Origin of the sequence: Ectopseudomonas oleovorans (assembly GCF_003052605.1) — a bacterium.
Lineage (GTDB): Bacteria > Pseudomonadota > Gammaproteobacteria > Pseudomonadales > Pseudomonadaceae > Aquipseudomonas > Aquipseudomonas oleovorans_A.
Genome location: NZ_QASO01000130.1, coordinates 159,623 through 176,618, shown reverse-complemented (window position 1 = coordinate 176,618; position 16,996 = coordinate 159,623). Strand labels below are relative to the sequence as shown.

At 58.0% G+C, this 16,996-nt stretch carries 12 protein-coding genes and 3 pseudogenes; 5 read left to right on the top strand and 10 right to left on the bottom strand.

The window, feature by feature from the left end; genetic code table 11:
* Positions 1–798: 798 nt before the first annotated feature.
* The 5 genes and pseudogenes from DBO86_RS24060 to DBO86_RS24040 form a co-directional block, all read right to left on the bottom strand.
* Positions 799–1,521 carry a TorF family putative porin gene (locus DBO86_RS24060; protein WP_108235077.1) on the bottom strand — a complete coding sequence of 241 codons (723 nt, stop codon included), beginning with the start codon at positions 1,519–1,521 and terminating at the stop codon, positions 799–801.
* A 448-nt stretch (positions 1,522–1,969) separates the two neighbouring features.
* Positions 1,970–4,997, bottom strand: a pseudogene (locus tag DBO86_RS24055) (Tn3 family transposase).
* Complete coding sequence (locus DBO86_RS24050) at positions 4,981–5,439, bottom strand: recombinase family protein (protein ID WP_207302025.1); 459 nt, start codon at positions 5,437–5,439, stop codon at positions 4,981–4,983. Before DBO86_RS24050 ends, DBO86_RS24055 begins: the two are co-directional and overlap by 17 nt.
* Before the next feature lie 37 nt (positions 5,440–5,476).
* Positions 5,477–5,716 carry a hypothetical protein gene (locus DBO86_RS24045; protein WP_108235076.1) on the bottom strand — a complete coding sequence of 80 codons (240 nt, stop codon included), beginning with the start codon at positions 5,714–5,716 and terminating at the stop codon, positions 5,477–5,479.
* Positions 5,717–5,767: 51 nt separating this feature from the next.
* Positions 5,768–6,661, bottom strand: coding sequence for a cation efflux transmembrane domain-containing protein (locus tag DBO86_RS24040; protein WP_178094179.1), 894 nt, complete (start codon positions 6,659–6,661; stop codon positions 5,768–5,770).
* A 101-nt stretch (positions 6,662–6,762) separates the two neighbouring features.
* Between DBO86_RS24040 and cadR the strand changes: the two genes are divergently transcribed.
* The 3 genes from cadR to lspA all read left to right on the top strand — a co-directional run bounded on the left by cadR (position 6,763) and on the right by lspA (position 8,131).
* Entirely contained in the window at positions 6,763–7,170 is a 408-nt protein-coding gene (gene cadR / locus DBO86_RS24035) for a Cd(II)/Pb(II)-responsive transcriptional regulator (RefSeq protein ID WP_108235074.1), read from the top strand.
* A 107-nt stretch (positions 7,171–7,277) separates the two neighbouring features.
* Positions 7,278–7,625 carry a DUF3703 domain-containing protein gene (locus tag DBO86_RS24030; protein WP_108235073.1) on the top strand — a complete coding sequence of 116 codons (348 nt, stop codon included), beginning with the start codon at positions 7,278–7,280 and terminating at the stop codon, positions 7,623–7,625.
* 44 nt (positions 7,626–7,669) lie between these two features.
* The gene (lspA, locus tag DBO86_RS24025) at positions 7,670–8,131 is read left to right on the top strand and encodes a signal peptidase II (RefSeq protein WP_371850771.1); all 462 of its coding nucleotides are present in this window, start codon (positions 7,670–7,672) and stop codon (positions 8,129–8,131) included.
* Between the two features lie 125 nt (positions 8,132–8,256).
* Here lspA and DBO86_RS24015 read toward each other — a convergent pair.
* From DBO86_RS24015 to DBO86_RS23995, 5 genes and pseudogenes are all read right to left on the bottom strand, one after another.
* Positions 8,257–9,402 (bottom strand): annotated as a pseudogene (locus DBO86_RS24015) (IS3 family transposase).
* A 132-nt stretch (positions 9,403–9,534) separates the two neighbouring features.
* Complete coding sequence (locus tag DBO86_RS24010; protein WP_108235072.1) at positions 9,535–9,852, bottom strand: co-regulatory protein PtrA N-terminal domain-containing protein; 318 nt, start codon at positions 9,850–9,852, stop codon at positions 9,535–9,537.
* Between the two features lie 551 nt (positions 9,853–10,403).
* Positions 10,404–11,777 (bottom strand): heavy metal sensor histidine kinase, encoded by a 1,374-nt coding sequence (locus DBO86_RS24005; protein WP_108235071.1) that lies wholly within the window; start codon positions 11,775–11,777, stop codon positions 10,404–10,406.
* Entirely contained in the window at positions 11,774–12,448 is a 675-nt protein-coding gene (locus DBO86_RS24000) for a heavy metal response regulator transcription factor (protein WP_108235100.1), read from the bottom strand. Before DBO86_RS24000 ends, DBO86_RS24005 begins: the two co-directional genes overlap by 4 nt.
* A gap of 321 nt (positions 12,449–12,769) precedes the next feature.
* Positions 12,770–14,091: pseudogene (locus tag DBO86_RS23995) on the bottom strand (OprD family porin).
* A gap of 305 nt (positions 14,092–14,396) precedes the next feature.
* Between DBO86_RS23995 and DBO86_RS23990 the strand changes: the two are divergent.
* Together DBO86_RS23990 and DBO86_RS23985 are read left to right on the top strand one after the other, a co-directional pair.
* On the top strand, positions 14,397–15,632 hold the full coding sequence (locus DBO86_RS23990) for a TolC family protein (RefSeq protein WP_108235070.1): 1,236 nt from the start codon (positions 14,397–14,399) through the stop codon (positions 15,630–15,632).
* 41 nt (positions 15,633–15,673) lie between these two features.
* A complete protein-coding gene (locus tag DBO86_RS23985; RefSeq protein WP_083729360.1) occupies positions 15,674–16,981 on the top strand; it encodes an efflux RND transporter periplasmic adaptor subunit in 1,308 nt (435 codons plus the stop codon).
* Positions 16,982–16,996 lie beyond the last annotated feature (15 nt).

The window sequence follows — 16,996 nt, the reverse complement described above, 5'->3', positions numbered from 1 at the left end:
GGGGAGTGGCTGACGTAGAGAACCGGGATGGAAAGCTCGTCGTGCAGCCGCTCCAGATAGGGCAGGATCTCCTGTTTGCGCTTTAGGTCGAGCGCGGCCAGCGGCTCGTCCAGCAGAAGCAGGCGCGGGCTGACCGCCAGGGCGCGAGCTATGCCGACTCGCTGACGTTCGCCACCCGAGAGCAGATCGGGTTCACGCCACGCTGGAGCAGGCGCTAAAAGCCGATTCGCTGCGGCCCAAGCAACAGCGGCGCAGTGCCAAGGCGCTGTTGGCGCAAAGCCGTGACCGCCTGTTTCGGAACAGGTGGAAAATCGGTCACGTTGTTAGCGAAATCAGCGGTCACGCGTTAGCGAAATGACCGGTCACGATCAACCGAAACGGCCGGTCACGATGCTCCGAAATCCGCAGAAAGGCGTGAACGTGGTGCTGAAACCTGTCAAAAAGGCCTGAAGTCAGGCCTTGTGTGGACTCCGTTAGGCCAAAGCGCTTGAAAAAGCGCCAAACCGGACGGGTTGGGGCAGTTGAAGCCGAGTTTTTCAACGGCCTGCTAGGGGGTACGCAACGCCGGGTTCTGCCCGGCGTTGCGCTTTGGCGGTTTCGTAGCCCATGGACGGAGCCGCTGCGGAGTGAAGCGCGCACGGCGCGGGTTTCCGCCACGATCAGTACCAGGCGCGGCGCAACGGTAGCCCGGTCGCCGACGAGACGGCTCCAATCGCAGGCGGAGGCTGGGAGCCGCGAGGCGCGAACAAAAAAGGGGGGCGCCGATTCGGCGCCCCCCTTTTTCTACCGCAGTCCCGCTTACAGGGTCTTGGAAACCGAGACCACTAAGGTCGCGTCGCAGTAGTCGTCCTTGCCGACGAAGCCTGCGCATTCGCTGCCGCTCAGGCTGGTGTCGCTGTAGGTCAGGCCGAAGTCGAGGCCGACCAGCGTCTTGCTCAGGCCGATGGACCAGTCGTTGTAGGAATCGTCGTTGCCGAAGGTGGCGTCCTTGAAATCGTACTTGCCGTACTGCAGGGCCAGGCCGACGTCGTAGGGCAGGGCGTACTCATAGTAGACGTAGGAGTAGAGGGTGGTGTCGCTGCCGCCGAAGTCATCGGAATAGGCCGCACCGACCGTGAGGCCGTAGGCGCTCAGGCTGCCGTAGTACTCGCTGAAGTTCAGCGCGCTCTCGCCTGGGTAGTCGTACTTGATCCAGCCCAGGTCGTAGGAAATGTTCTCGGTGATGTCGTTGCCAAAGCCCAGGTAGTAGTCGAACTCCACCGAAGCGTCACCGCCGAAGTCGACGTTGGAAGCCCAGGTGCCAATGTACAGGCCATTTTCATGGGCCACGTCCAGACCGCCCTGGATCGCGCCGTTGCCCTGGGTCTGCGAAATGCCACGGAAGATGTAGTCCGAGGTCAGGCCGACGTTCATGCTGACGTCGAAGTCGCCAACAGGGCTGGAGAGGGTTTCGGCGACGGCGAAGCTGCTGGCGGTCACGGCGCTGGCGGCAACGGTGGCGAGAGTCAGTTTCTTGAGCATGGTGGTATTCCCTAATGGTGGCGCCGGAAATTCAGTAGCCCGGCGGGTAAGTCGGCAACAGCTCGGAAGCAAGCTGAACGGGCTTTGCATATCCCTTGCCACTTCGAGAAATGCGTCTGTTTTCAGCGGCTTAGCTAATTTTTTCAGGGCTTGGAGCCAGCCTCCGTGGCACGCCTGGCATGGTCCTGCACTTTTCTGGAGCGCACTGGCGCGAAGGGTGATGCCAAAGGGCGCACAGGACATCGGCCGCGTGCCTCGTGACGGTGCGGGCTGCGCGGCGTGGCGGGCGCCATATGGGCAGGCGAGGAGTGCCCCCTTCCGATCCACGCCGCCCGAACCTTGTGCAGTAAAAATGCAGAACAGCCTGTCGGTCGCCACTTACAGCGCACTGTTCCGCCAGTAACTCCTTCCACATCGGGGTTGTACGCCGGAATCCCAGAAATTTCCGTCAGCCCAGCTCCAGTCCCGCCACGAGCGCATCCAGGTCGATGAACTTGCCGTCAGTCTGGAAGGTGTAATGCCCGTTCAGCAGGATGTGCCGCCAGGCCGCTGGCGACATCTGCGTGATCAACGCCAGCGCCTTGGCATTGCCAGCTGCCTCGTACTTCGTCAGCAGCAGGGACAGGATCGCCGAGTTGTAGAAGATGATCGCGTTGCCGATCAGCCTGGCGCACTGGTTGCTGATCTCGATTTCGATGTCGGTGCGGCCGGTCAATTCCTTCTTCACCGACTTGGGCGATGGTCGAGCGTAGCTGGTGATAGGACTCAATGCGGTTCTGCGAGCGGTGAACATTACGCTCCAGTTGCGGGTCGCGCAGGTAGCGCAGTGTGTAGATACTGCGGATGAGCTTGTCGAACTCGAAGATTGCGCGCCGCGTCGGGTTCGGCGCCGTATAGGTGCACAGCTTGCGGATCAGCGTGCCCTGCGTCATTTCCTTCAGGCCCAGTGTGGCGACGATTCGGTCGATGTTCGCCTTCTCACCGACGATGAGTTGCCGGTCGATCTGGCCAGCCGGCCGGATCAGGCATTTCTCGTACAATGCCAGATCATCGGCGCAATACAGCTCCTGCAACTGGTCGTCGAGGTCGGTGAAGCGCGGCTCGAAACGAAGTCCGAACCAGTGCAGGATGGCGAAGTTGGCCTTGTTGATGCTGTGCATGTCGCCGGTGATCGCGCTCGGCACGATGTCCGACGTGTTGCGGTACCAGATGTCGAACACGTGGTGAGCCTCGTACTCGTGTGCGCCTATCAGGTAGCCGTTCAACGGCACGTGATTGCACAGCAGCGTGTAGGCGACGACGCCCTTGCCGCGGCCGAAATATTTGCGCGAGTAGCGCGCCTTCACAGTTGGTCGCTCGACGCCGAATTTCTGCCCATCAACGGCACCGTACAACGAATCGAGGTCGAACGAGTAATGCGGGAAGATCGGCAGTGCGGCGATGGCGTTGCTGATGCAATCGTTGGCCACATGTAGCGTCGCCTGGCGCAGGTACTGCTGGTAGGTACTCTCCAGGACGTGGTACGGGATGTCGCTGGTACGTGCCATAACCTGGTTGCCGTGGTTCATGGCTTGGGCAATGATCACCGCCATCAGACTGTCGGCGTCGGCTACCTTCTTCGCATAGCGTGGCTGCAATGGTGTCAGCGCCGACAGGAACTGGCACTGGCCGTTGACGAAGCGAAACACGTCGGCGACATCGCAGTATGGCAGTTGCTCGTAGAGAGCTTGCTCGCGCGCCTTCTGGTTCTCCCCCTTGGGCTTGCGCCAGGTCAGTCTCTGCGTGTCCTTGTCGTATTCCAGGTGCGTCAGCTTGCCCTGTTTCAGCTCGCGATTGAACGCCACCCATTGCGCACGCAACTCGGCCGCCAGTGCATCGAGCTGGGCACTGACCGGCTGCCGCAGGAAGGGGATGTCCATCTGCGCGAGCACAGCGGCTTTCTCGTCCATCGAAACCAACTCGTCGGACAAATGCCGGTGCTGCAAGCTGTCGTCAATGTAGAGCTCGCCCGCCTGGAAGCGTTTCCTGACCTGACGGTAAAGCCAGAATTCGTAACGATCGGCATGCAGGCCTGTCGGCGTGCCTTCGGCATCGAACATCAGCAGGTACGGACGCAAGCGTTTCGGCAGCGTTGCCGCCGGACATTCGTCGAGTGGCCGTTGTGATAGGCGCTGCTGCTTGGCGAACACGCTCTTGGCCCAAGTCAGCGCCGCGAGCCATGGGTTATCGGGGGCCGTGCCGGCGAAGTCGAGCGCGACGTACAGCGGCCGTAGATGGCGTCGAATGCGTTCGGCCAGGCCGTCCACCGCCTGCCAGTGCAGCGCCAGTTTGTTCAGTGGCTTGACGCTCATGCGCTGCGCCGTGTTTTGCAGCAATTCCCTGGACATGATTTTGTAGGCGCGTTGGCGCACCTCGCCGAACGGCGTCGGATCGGCCACGCTGTCGTCCACGTACAGCGACAGCAGGCGGCCAACCTGCGGCGTTTCCTGATGGCGTCGCAGCTGTTCGGCGACAAAGGACTGTTTCGCACCCGTGCGGCTCTCGTCCTCAAGTTTTTTCATGTGGAAGGCCATCGCGTCGACCAGGTTGTCGGTGAGCTGCCGGTAACGTACCCAGGCATAGCACAGCAGGTAGAGCCGGGTCTGCTCCGCCTTCAGGTGGCGCAGGTCATGGACGGTATAGAAGTTCGCCAGGCTCGCGTAGTACAGCAGGTTCTGCTGCGAGATGCCGAGCTTGGGCAGCAGCGCCTTGGCGATCCCGTGCAAGGACTTCAGCGTGGCGCGCTTCTCGCGCTCCCCTGCCATCTGACGCCAGCCAAAATCTTTAGCGTCCTGCTTGAGCGCTGCCAGTTGAGACAGGGTGTCGTCACGCACCAGGAGCTGGCCCAGCGCAGCTTTGGCCGATTCGTCCAACACTTCTGCCAGCAAGCCGCCCAAGCGCCTGCGTTCGGTGGACAGGGCTTCACTGACCAGCTCTTGTAAGGTGGTGTGGCCGGGCCGGATGATTTTGTGCTCGCTGAGCCAAACGATCAGTTCGGCGGCCACGAATCCTGGCATTACGTCGCGCCGCACGATCTGTTCAGCCTGCTGTGCCAGTTGCGGCAGGAAGCTAGCCGCCCACGACCGGTAGCCGAACAGTTCGGCGATCTGACCCCTCTGGCTGTAGTGCTCATGCTTGGTGATCGCCTTGCGTTCGAACGCTTCGCCGTGGAAATAGCGACTCAGCACGAAGGCGCAATCGTCCTCGACCTCATGCCAATCGAAGCGGAAGAAAGCATGCTTGGCCTTGAAGTAGCCGATCTGCAAGACGCAATAGACTTGGGCCTGCAGGCTAGGCCGGCTGCTGGCGAACGCCAGTTCAGATTCGGTCAACGCCAGGTATTCCAGCCGCTGAGCATCGTCGAAGTCCGGTAGGCCGTACAAGGCTTCCTGCTCTGCGTCAGAAAAGACGGTGAGTAGCTTATTCTTGTTGCTCATCGACCGTCCTTCCCGCACCACGCCAACCTGCTCGCGTCAATGTTTCGATCAACGTAGTGCGCTTGACATTGAAGTTGCGGCACACCGCCGCCTTAGACATGCCGCCATCGAGCGCGGCGACGATGGCGTCCAGCTTCTCACCAGTGATCGCCTGCGGCCGGCCGCCGATCCGGCCGCGTTTGCGTGCGGCGGCCAAGCCCGCGACGACGCGCTCCTGAATCAAGGCGCGCTCGTACTGCGCGAGCGCACCGAACACCTGGAACAGGAATTCGCCCGAGGGCGTCGTAGTGTCCAGGTTCTCTGTCAGCGAGCGGAACGCCACCCGCTTGTCCTTGAGCGAAGTCACAATGGCGAGCAGGTGCGACAGCGAGCGACCGAGCCGGTCGAGTTTCCACACCACCAGCACATCGCCGGCTCGAACGAACTCAAGCGCCCGCGCCAAGCCGGCACGGTCATCCTTCGCGCCAGAGGCACGATCCTCAAACAGGTGACGCGGATCGCCAAGCCTTCTGGCTGGCTTGCTCCAAGGCTTTCTCCACCCCGGCTTTTGTACGGGTTCTATTCACATCAGGCTTGGGTGCGAATTGTTCACGAAGCGCCTCAAGCTCCAAATAAACAGCATAAGCTGCATCGCAACTTTGGGCTGCATGCCCTTCGGCAATTTTGCCGCTCAATCCAGCCATCAACTGTTCTATCTCAGTCGTATCAACGTCAGTCACAAGCTACGCGTCTCTGTTTGGGAAAATGGGAGTGGCTGTCGATCCGGCTGGTCAGGCTTTCAATGCCAGGATTCGACGCGCACCGTTCAGTACGATGAGGCCAACGACGGTACCAATCACCAAATCTGGATAGGGAGAACCTGTCCACGCCACCAGAGCTCCGGCGGCGATAACGCCAATATTCGCGATCACATCGTTGGCCGAAAAAATCCAACTCGCTTTCATGTGTGCACCGCCTTCGCGATGGCCATAGATCATCAACAGACAGCTGGCGTTCGCGACGAGTGCAAATAAGCCAATCCCCATCATCAGCATCGACTCAGGTTCGCTGCCATACATGAAGCGTCTAACCACCTCCACGAGTACCCCCAGAGCCAATACGATCTGGACGATACCCGCCAGGTGCGCAGCGCGAACCTGCAGCTGCGCAGCTCGACCGACCGCAAAGAGAGCCAGGCCATAGACGGCTGCATCAGCAAACATGTCCAGCGAGTCGGCGATCAGGCCCGTCGACTGAGCGATCAAGCCCGCGCCCAACTCGATGACAAACATCGCGGCATTGATACCGAGCAGGATTTTGAGCGTGCCGGCCTCCTTGGAAGCAGTCAGCTCTTCACTGGCGCTATTGGTCGAAGCTGCTTCCTGGCTGGCCGGTTGAGTGCCGAGAAGCGTTGCCCCTAAACCAAGCGACTCCAGCTTGGTCGCGATCTGGTCAACCGGACCGTCATGGAAAGCGCGTACCTGTCTGCTGCTCAGATCAAAGGACAGCGAATTGAGTTCAGAAAAGCCATTGAGCGCGAGCCGAATCATTCGCTCTTCTGACGGGCAATCCATCTTGGGCACAGAAAAACTGCTGACCCAAGTCCCTTCATTCGAAGGCGCGGCTGCCGCTTCAGTGCTTACCGGCTCAGGGCCACAGCCACAGGATTTATCACAAGAAGTCATGACTCGCCTCTCCTATAGGACTTGATTCTACCGATTAAAAACCATGTAGTGGCTATAGGGTCAAGCCTGGATATACTGGCTTTTTTACCAAGGGACAGACCATGCGCATCGGTCAACTTGCACAGCAGGCGGGAGTGGACATTCAGACGATTCGTTTTTACGAACGTCAGGGACTGCTTCCACCGCCTAATCGCGAGGACAATGGCTATCGAACCTATAAAGCAGACCATGCGGACAAACTGCTGTTCATTCGCCGATGCCGCTCTTTTGGCATGTCACTGGAAGAAATTGGTGTTTTGCAGAGCTATCAGGAACAGCCGCAGCAACCCTGCGTTGCGGTCAATGAGCTCCTTGATAGACATATCGCACAGGTAAGGGCTCAGATCGCATCCTTACATGCTCTCGAAAACCAGCTGGTGACGTTGCGAGGTTGCTGCGATAACGAACGACAAAGTCTGGACTGCGGGATACTTTCGGGCCTGCTGGGGGGCGACAAACCTCTTTCGTAATTCCGACATAAAGTCATTTTTGCGTCGTCTTGAATCGCCCATAGCGCTTGACCCTATAGCAGCTATAGGGTGTTCACTCGGGCATCTACTGCGTAAGTGAGATCCAGATGAATACCGCTCTCAGCATTGCCATCGATGAGGCCTTCTACCAAGCGAGGAAAGCACTCAAAGAACAGACGCCAACCGAGGCTTTCTCCTGGCTGGAGCGAGCCCACATATTGAACCAGCGAATGCCTATTCTTCATGCTCAGAGCCATTGGCTGATGCTAAGGGCTGGCTGGCAGTTGCGCGACTTTCGGGAGGTGCTCAGCCAAGTACCGCGAATCATAGCGGCCCTGCTGTTCTCGAAGATCTGGGTGCCGCTCGGAAACAGCGGGCGCGCCAGGGTCAGTGCTTTTGCGCCGATGCCTATTTCACCGGAGCTGCAGCGACTTCTTCAAGGAGAAATGCAATGAGGTCGTCTCCTAGATCACCTCTTGTTGCTCCTGGGTTCTGGTGGATGCTATCGCTAGCCATTGCCTCGGCCGACCTAGCGTTGAAAAGCGCAATTACGGGTTCGCTCCCGGTCGGCACCGTGATTCCTCTCACCCCGTTCTTCAACCTGGTTCACTTCTGGAATACCGGTGCAGCGTTCAGCTTCCTGGCTGACGCGGGTGGTTGGCAGCGTTACTTCTTCATTGTCATAGCTTTGGTCGTTTCGATCGTGCTGGCTCTGATATTGCGTAAACGCAGAGCCAAAAGCGAAGCCCTAGGCTATAGCCTTATCTTGGGCGGGGCAGTTGGGAATCTGATTGATCGCGCATTTCGAGGCCATGTAATCGACTACCTGGATTTTTACTGGCTGTCCTGGCATTGGCCTGCGTTTAACCTGGCGGATATTGCTATCGTCGGTGGCGCCGCCATGTTGATCCTGAGCAGTTTGCTAAGCCCAAATGCGGAAGCCGGCCGAGTCAACGAATGAAAGGCTCGCTCTCAACGGATACCGTACGCTGGGCAGGCCAGGCCTGGATAGGGCCCGGCATCGGCATCTTTCATGGCCGTGCCGGCCACCAGGAGTGGCACCACCATTGAATCGCCCCGGATTTCTTAGACACTTTCCAGGCTCAGTAAATGTCGCTTCTCAAACTCTACCGGTGACAGCTGGTTGTTGAAACCGTGTCGGCGTTTTGGGTTGTAAAACATCTCGATGTAGTCGAACACATCAGCGCGTGCGTCCTGCCTGGTGCTATAGATTTTTCGCCTGATCCGTTCCCGCTTCAGCAGCTGGAAAAAGCTTTCCGCTACTGCGTTGTCATGGCAATTGCCGCGCCGACTCATGCTGCCAAGCAAGTTGTTGGCTTTCAGGAAGCTCTGCCAGTCGCCGCTGCTGGCTCCCCTGATCTGAGTGAATCATCACTTCCTGCTTTGGCTTACGCCGCCAAACTGCCATCAGCAACGCATCAATAGCCAGGTCGCTGGTCATCTGCGGTTTCATTGACCAACCGATTACCTGCCGCGAGAACAGATCGAGCACCACCGCCAAATACAACCAGCCCTCATAGGTGCGGATGTAGGTGATGTCCGTGACCCAGACCTTGTTGGGTTCGGTGACATTGAATCGGCGCTCCAGATGATTCGGTGAAGCCGCTGGAGGCTTACCACCATAGCGGCCCGGTCGGCGACGATACCATGTCTGTGAGCGCAGCCCTTCCAAGCGCATCAGTCGAGCAACACGATGCTTGCCGCATGCTTCTCCAAGCTCACGCAGGTCGTCGTGGATTTTGCGGTAGCCGTACACTCGGCCGCTCTCTAGCCACGCGTGCTTGATCAGTCCAAGCAGGCGTTGATCATCCTTGGCTCGTGCCGACTTCGGTTCAGCCAGCCACGCGTAGTAACCACTGGCATGTACTTTCAGCGTCAGGCACAGGCGGCGAACCGAATAGTCAGCGGATAGCTGGTTGATGAAGGCGTACTTCAGCCGCACTCCTTGGCAAAGTATGCGGCGGCCTTTTTTAGGATGTCTCGCTCTTCGGTCACGCGCTTGAGTTCGGCACGAAGACGACGCAGCTCAGCTTGCTGATCGTCCTCTTGCGCGCGCTGCTCTTGGGGCTTGCTGTAGCGTTTAACCCAGGCATACAGGCTGTGGGTCGACATGCCCAAACGAGCAGCTACCTCCGCCACTGGCAGACCTCGTTCGGTCACCTGTTTGACTGCTTCGATTTTTAATTCTTCGGGATAACGCGGGTTGCTCATGACTCCTCCTAGTGGGCCGTATTATGAGGCCTGGAGGTGTCTACGAAACTAGGGGCGATTCATTGCGGCATTCTCGCCGGCATTAGCGAGGATGCATATATTAAATGATTGACGTTGGGACTTACTGGCCTGTTAACCGTTGTTTACACCAACCGGGGCGCTCAGAAAATATACCGTATGGATTTTTCCGTCAGGAGTTTTTACCCTCATCTCATACGTTTGAACCCTGTCGTTAGTCCTATAGTTTTGAATCATTCCGGTCGTACCTGTCATCCCTGCGGGAGCTATGCTCAGCACTTCACCTTCTTTAACAAGCATTTTCAGTGTGGGCTTTTTTGCCGGCGCATTGTCAAGCCGCTGCATTGTTCGTTCGCTCCCGCTTTCAGCCATTGCAAGCGAGGAAGCAATGGTTAGAATGAACGGTAGAATTACTTTAGCCGTGCTGCTCATTTGTCATACCTGTTGGTTAGTTGATGCCTTTATATTAAAGGGCCAATCCTTACCAAGAGATGTTATCAACATTACAAAGTTGTAATTGATTGTCCGGTTTCCGCTGATCGTGGTTTGTTTTAAAGCTCATCGTTATTGTAGGCCACCCGCGCTTCGACCGGGCTGCAGGCGGTGACGGTCTCGCTCACATTCACCCTTGGCCATACCGGTGACATTAGCGGTATGGATCGCCAACTTCCGGTCCATTGGACATGATCGTGCTTTTGGCCCAACTGGCATGCCATCTATAGGCTGTTTATCGACGGTATGCCGGTCGGCAACGAAACGATAGCGACCAGAGATAAACAAATACCATAGGAACTGTGCAATCACCCGGCAAAACATGATGGGTGTAAGTTGAGCCCTGCGGAATTTTCACCGGGAGGCATGCTTAAACGAATGGCGTTGGGCTCGCGGGAGTGGGTACCCGACCAACGTGCACGCTCAAATGATTACTCTTCTCCATAGTTTGATGCTCTCATAAGCCGTCTCCCTAGCCGTGTCACTTTCAATCAGGCATGCCGAGGAAAGGTGAGTTCGAACGTGGTCCGACCGTCTTTGCTGGCGACGGCCACGTGGCCTTTGTGGAGGTTCATCACTGAACGGACAATAGCTAGCCCCAATCCTGCCCCACGAGGTTGTATGCCGTTAACGCGGTAAAAGCGGTCGAACAGGTGCGGGAGATGATCCGATTCGATAGTCGCGCCATGATTGGTGACAGCCAGCGAGACGATGTCTATGTCCTTCTCAAGTATCTTAATTTCGACCGTGCTGCCAGTATTCGAATGCCGCAACGCGTTGGATAGCAGGTTGGAAATGGCCCGTTGGACCATAAGCCGATTTCCTAGAACTATGGCATCGCCCGTTACCGTCGTTGCGACTCCGGCTTCTTCGGCGAGGACTTCGAGGTATTCACAGACGCGATTCGCCTCACTTCCCAGGGATAGTTGTTCGAGTTTCAGTGCTGGGCTGGCGTGGCTGGCCTGGGCGAGAAACAGCATGTCTGACACGATTCGATCCATACGTTCCAGTTCTTCAACGGATGATTCGAGTACTTCACGATACTGCTCTTTGCTTCGCTCACGTACCAAAGTCACTTGCGCCTTGCCTATTAGGTTGTTCAGCGGAGTTTTCAATTCATGGGCCACATCGTCCGAGAACTGTGACAGTTGCTGAACTCCGTCATCGAGTCGATGAAGCATTACGTTGAGGCTGTGCGCTAATGCCTGGAGTTCTTGTGGGAGCCGATCGCTGCGGATTCGGGGTGATAGGTCCTGTGTCGATACCTTAGTCGCCAAGACCCGGAACTTGCGCAGCGGTCGCAAACCATTTTGGGCGATTAGCCATCCAGCCAATCCGATCAATATCAGTAGCATCGGCACGATCACTAAGGCCGAGCGCAGGAATGCAGCCACCAGCCGTTGATCGGCACTGCGATCTTGCGAAAGCAAAAGCGTCATTGGAGCCAGTCCCGGGACCTGGATTTGCTTGCGCCCGGTTAGCATCTGCACGCCATCCTTCGTTGTCCAGCCAAGATAGTCGCCGTCCCTGCTCACGAGATCCAGCTGCTGCGGCGCATGGGCGAACCGGCCGATATTGAAAATGGCTGATTGCGCCGTATCGCCGATGACCGTAATCGAAAGGTTGTCATGGCCGAGTACCGTATCGCTCAGTGCGTGTTGCCAGGAACGACCCATACGGGCTTTGGTGTCTTCTAGAAGTCCATGATCGATCTGCGAGAGCTTGGCCGTCACCTCCTCCTGGGCGCGCAGTTCCAGTTGGCGCACAAGTACCCAGTAGCTCAGTGCAATCAGTAGCGCGACCAAAGCGGCGCCGGTCAGTGTGATTTGAAGCGCGAGACGCGATGCGAGGCTGAGTGGCTTCAAGGCCGCGCCTCCAGCACGTACCCGACACCGCGAATGGTGTGTATCAGGCGATCGCCAAAGGGTTCGTCCACCTTCATCCGCAAGCGACGAATTGCGACATCCACCACGTTGGTATCGCAGTCGAAGTTAATGTCCCAGACCAAGGCGGTAATTTCGGTGCGCGTCAGCACCTCGCCAGTCCGGCGCATGAGCAGGTGCAGTAACGCAAATTCTTTGCTGGTGAGATCAATACGCTGACCACTCCGGTAGGCCCGATGCCGGCCAGGGTCCAGTTCGAGGTCGGCTACACGCAGGTTGCTTGGAAGTGCGACTGCCTCGCCTCGCCGCAACAGTGTCCGGATACGAGCGAGCAGCTCGGGGAACTGGAACGGCTTGACCAGGTAGTCGTCGGCGCCCAGTTCCAAACCGCGGACTTTTTGCTCTAAGCGACCATTGGCGGTCAGCATGATGACGCGTGTCTGCTTACGCCGCCTGATGAGTTCGAGCACCTCCCACCCATCCATGGTTGGCAGATTCACATCTAGTAGCACGATGTCATAGTCGTTCTGCAGTGCCAGGTGAAATCCATCTAGCCCATCACTTACGCAATCGACGATGTACCCACATTCGATAAGACCCTGCTGCAGATATTCCGCAGCTTTGATCTCGTCTTCTACAACCAGAATGCGCATGTTTTCAGGTAACTCGGCAAGGAGGTGCGTGGTAAGCGGAACCAAAAATAATCCATGTAGTAACTATAGGGTCAAGACGAAAGAGGCTTGGCTCTAGGGTGAAAGGCAGAGGCGAAATGACCTGCACAGGGAAGCGGGAAGCACTTTAACGCGGTAAAAGTCCTGCGGGGCTGTCTTGCAAATTTGTAATCTACCTGTCATTTGGTTGGCCCGCAGCGCAAGGAGGTGCACTTAAGCAAAAAAAGGCGCCCTACGGGCGCCTGAAACACATCTTCAAACCAAGGGAGCACAAAAAGAAGATGTGGTGTTGCTCGTAGTGCTTCACAGGATCGAGAGCGGGTACTCGGCGATGAATCGAACCTCATTGAGGTCGGACTCGAAAGCAGTCGCCCGTGTTGTAGCCTGGCGCACCCGCAGAGAGAGGTCCTTGAACGAGCCTGTCTGTACAACGTAGCGTGCTTCGACGTCGCGTTCCCAGCGCTTCTGTCCGGACAGAGGCGCGCCGTTATCGTCTTGGCGCATATATACCTCATTTGCGTTGCTGTAATCGGCGCCCCAGCCGCGGGCGTAGCGAGTCATGAACGTAAGCCCAGGTATGCCGTAACCCGCCATGTTCAGGTCATAACGCAGCATCCAGGACTGCTCTTTAGGTGAGTTGAAATCACTGTACTGGATGGAGTTATTCAGGTAGATCGAGTCCGCTTGGCGCAAGTAGTCAAAGTCGTTGTTACCGTTGTTTCGCTGATACGACGCCGTGACGGTGTGCGCGCCGAAGGCGACACCCAGACTGGAACTCCAGATGCTGTTGTTAAACTCGCCCAGCAATTTCCGACCTTCGTCGGTTGCCTTGTAGTAGTTGAAGCTGCCCAGCAGCACGACGGCATCGGAAAGTGGATAGGTGGCCGAGACACCGAAATAATGTTGATCCCAGGCATCCTTCAGCCGGCTGGTATACAGGCTAAGACTGAGGTTTTCGTTCACGCTATAGTCGCCGCCTGCGTAGCCGAGCCAAGGCGAGTCGACGCCGCCGCCATAAAACGTGACGAAGTCATCGTTCGTGTTGCTGGTATTGGGCTGGCTCATCGCGTGCAGGCGGCCGCCCTGGAGGGTGAGGTCGTCCAGCGAGTTGTTCACAACGGTGACACCCTTGAAAGACTCCGGCAGCAGCCGTGCGTCACCAAAGTGCACGACAGGAGTAGCGGGAAATACATCGCCTGCCTTGATCTCGGTGCCCAAGAACCGTGCTTTCACGGCCCCCCTACTCGAGAAAAGTCATCCTCGGCATCGCCGGCGCTATTGTAGGGGAGAAGATCGACGGTTCCGCCAGCACCGGAACGTCCTGATCCAGAATCGAGCTTGAGGCCGAGCATGGCGAAGGCGTCGACGCCGATCCCCACCGAGCCTTGGGTATATCCGGACTCGAAGAAGGCCATCAGCCCGTGAGCCCATTCCTCAGAGTAGCCATTGCCGGTTGCGTTCTCACCGTCGCGGAAATCTCGATTGAAATAAAAGTTTCGATTGATCAGCGATAGCGTGCTGCCTTCGATGAAGCCCTCCGCTGCTGTTTCCGACTGGGCAAAGACCGAGGCGCCGCCCAGTGCCAATGAAAGAGCTGTCAGTGAAAGGGCGGCCTTTTTGCTCATGATGATGCTCCTGATATACGGCATGTCAGCGCTCGAATGACGCCTTCGCCTTTTTGTTCGAGTGCCGGGCGATGATCTTCCCCTGTAAATGACCGCAGGATTAGCGGTAAATGACGATCTCGTAATCTTGAGCGGTGCAATCGCAGATATTCCTTGGATTACAAATTTGTAATGTCGTAGTCACCCGGCCGATATCCGCCCTTATATAAAGTCACCGCCGTTTACCCATCAGCTATCTGGCCGGTTTAGCGCGGCTGGAGAAACGCGATCGACAATAAAGGGGGCACTGCCCGGCAGTGTTGCGTATGTACCAAAAGAAACGCTTGTATCTGCTTGCCAGCGGCCTGCTTGGGCTGGCACTGATGTCGCTTGAGGTGGGCGCGCAAGAAGGTCTGACACTGGAGCGAGCCGTGTCCCTTGCGTATGAACGCAACCCAGAATTCTCCGCCGCGCGGGCAGAGATAGGTATCGCGAGCGGGCTGCGCCGCCAGGCTGGGGCCATTCCAAATCCGGAATTAGGATTCGAGGTGGAAGACACTCAGTCCGATCGCCAGACCCGCTCAATTACAATCACCCAGTCGATCGAGTTGGGCGGCAAGCGCGGCGCTCGAATCGGCGTGGCGGATGCTAATCGCTCGATGGTGGATGCCGATCTCGACCTTCGACGCCAAGGATTACGTGCAGATGTGATCCAGGCTTTCTTCGCCGCCTTGCGTGCCCAGGAGGGCATGCAACTGGCCGAGGCCTCTCTGTCATTGGCCGAGCGGGCTGCTAAGGTCGCCGACGCACAGGTCGATGCCGGAAAAGTTTCGCCAGTAGAGGCGACGCGTGCCGACATGCAGCTGGCGACCGTACAACTGGACCTGCGGCGAGCGCGACAGGAATGGGATAACGCTCGCCAGATGCTAGCGCGCCTACTCGGGACCGACGCACCGGAGTTTGGCAGTTTGCTGGGCAGTTTCGAACACCTGCCAGATGTGCCTAGCGAATCTGCATTATTGGCGCGCGTGCGTGAGAGTGCCGATATGCGTAGGGCTCTGCGCCAAGTGGCCTTGAGTGAAGCCGAGCTGGGGCTTCAGCGAAGCCAGCGCTACCCGGACATAAGCGTCAGTATCGGTAGCCAGTACGACGAAATCGAGCGTGAGCGCGTCAACCTCGTCGGCCTCTCTGTTCCGCTGCCTTTATTCGATCGTAACCAAGGCAATGTTCTGGCGGCCGCACGGCGGGCGGAGCAGGCGCGTGATCTTCGTAATGCGGCAGAGCTGCGCGTTCGTGCGGAGATCCAGCAGGCCCTTCGCGACTGGCGTACCGCACGTGCAGACGTCGAGGAAATACGCAACCGGATACTGCCGGCAGGACAGCGAACCGTGGAAGCGGCCACACGTGGTTTCAGTCTTGGCCGCTTCGCGTTCCTCGACGTGCTCGACGCACAGCGTGCGCTGATAGATGCACGCACGCGCTATCTGCAGTCATTGCAAGCCGTGGTCGACGCCTGGGCGCGTATCGAGCGGCTGTACGGACCTACCACTACCTTCGAATGACCGAAACGCCGCCATTACGTATTGGCGGTGGGGGAGCTTGCATGAAAAAACAGACGGGAATCGCTCTGGCGGTCGCTTTGGTACTGCTGACCGGCGTTGGCGTAAAACAGGGCTTCGTTCTTGAGGCGCAGGCCAGCGATAACAAGGCTGAGCACGCCGAGGATGGCCACGCGCATGAGGATGGAGAAAGCGGTCACGAGGAATCTGAGAACGACCATGGGGACGAAGACGGTCATGACGCTGAAGGCGATGGCCACGGCCATGGTGACGAAAGCGGTCATGGCGGTGAGGAGGACGAGCACGGCAACGAAACGCATGCCGAAGGTGAGATTGAGCTTTCCGAAGAGCAGATACGTGCCGCAGGCATTCAGCTAAGCAAGGCCGGACCGGCTGAAATCGGCTCGTCTGTATCTTTGCCGGGCGAGCTGCGTTTCGACGAAGACCGTACCGCACATGTCGTGCCCCGTGTGGCCGGCGTTGTCGAATCGGTTTCGGTCAACCTGGGTGACCAAGTGAAGAAGGGCCAGTTGCTGGCGGTTATCGCCAGCGAGCAGCTGTCCGAGCAGCGTAGTGAGCTGGCTGCCGCCGAGCAGCGCCTCCGGCTGGCTCGCACCTTGTTCGAGCGTGAGCGCACCCTATGGCAGGAGCGTATCTCTGCAGAACAGGACTATTTGCAGGCCCAGCAGAGCCTGCGCGTAGCAGAAATCGACTTGCGTAATGCCCAAGAAAAAACACGGGCGCTGGGCGGCGGAAGTGGCGCAGGCGTAGGCAACCGCTACGAGCTGCGCGCACCTTTCGATGCAGTGGTCGTCGAGAAGCATATTGTGCTGGGCGAGCGTGTGGATGAAACGACCAGCGTCTTCACTCTGACTGATTTGTCGCGGGTTTGGGCCACGTTCAGCGTACCTGCCCGTGATTTGATGCGCGTAACCGTCGGCCGAGAAGTCGAAGTTGTTGCCGGCGAGCTAGGCGTGCGAACAATGGGGAAGGTCGCCCATGTGGGCAGCCTGCTGGGCGAGCAGACGCGTGCCGCGACAGCCCGCGTGACCCTGGCCAACCCCGATGGGGCTTGGCGTCCCGGTCTTTTCGTGACGGTCCGAGTTAGCGCCGATGGACGCAGTGCACCGGTCACGGTTCCAGTCGAGGCGGTCCAGACCGTCGAAAACGCGCCGACGGTTTTCGTTCGCACGCCGCACGGCTTCCAGGCGCACCCGGTTTCGCTGGGCCAGCGCGACGAAAATCGCGTGGAAATTCGTGACGGATTGCAGGCCGGCCAACAGATCGCGACCGCTGGCAGCTTCATCCTGAAATCCGAACTCGGCAAAGGCTCCGCCGAGCACGTTCACTGATCCTCCGGATACCTA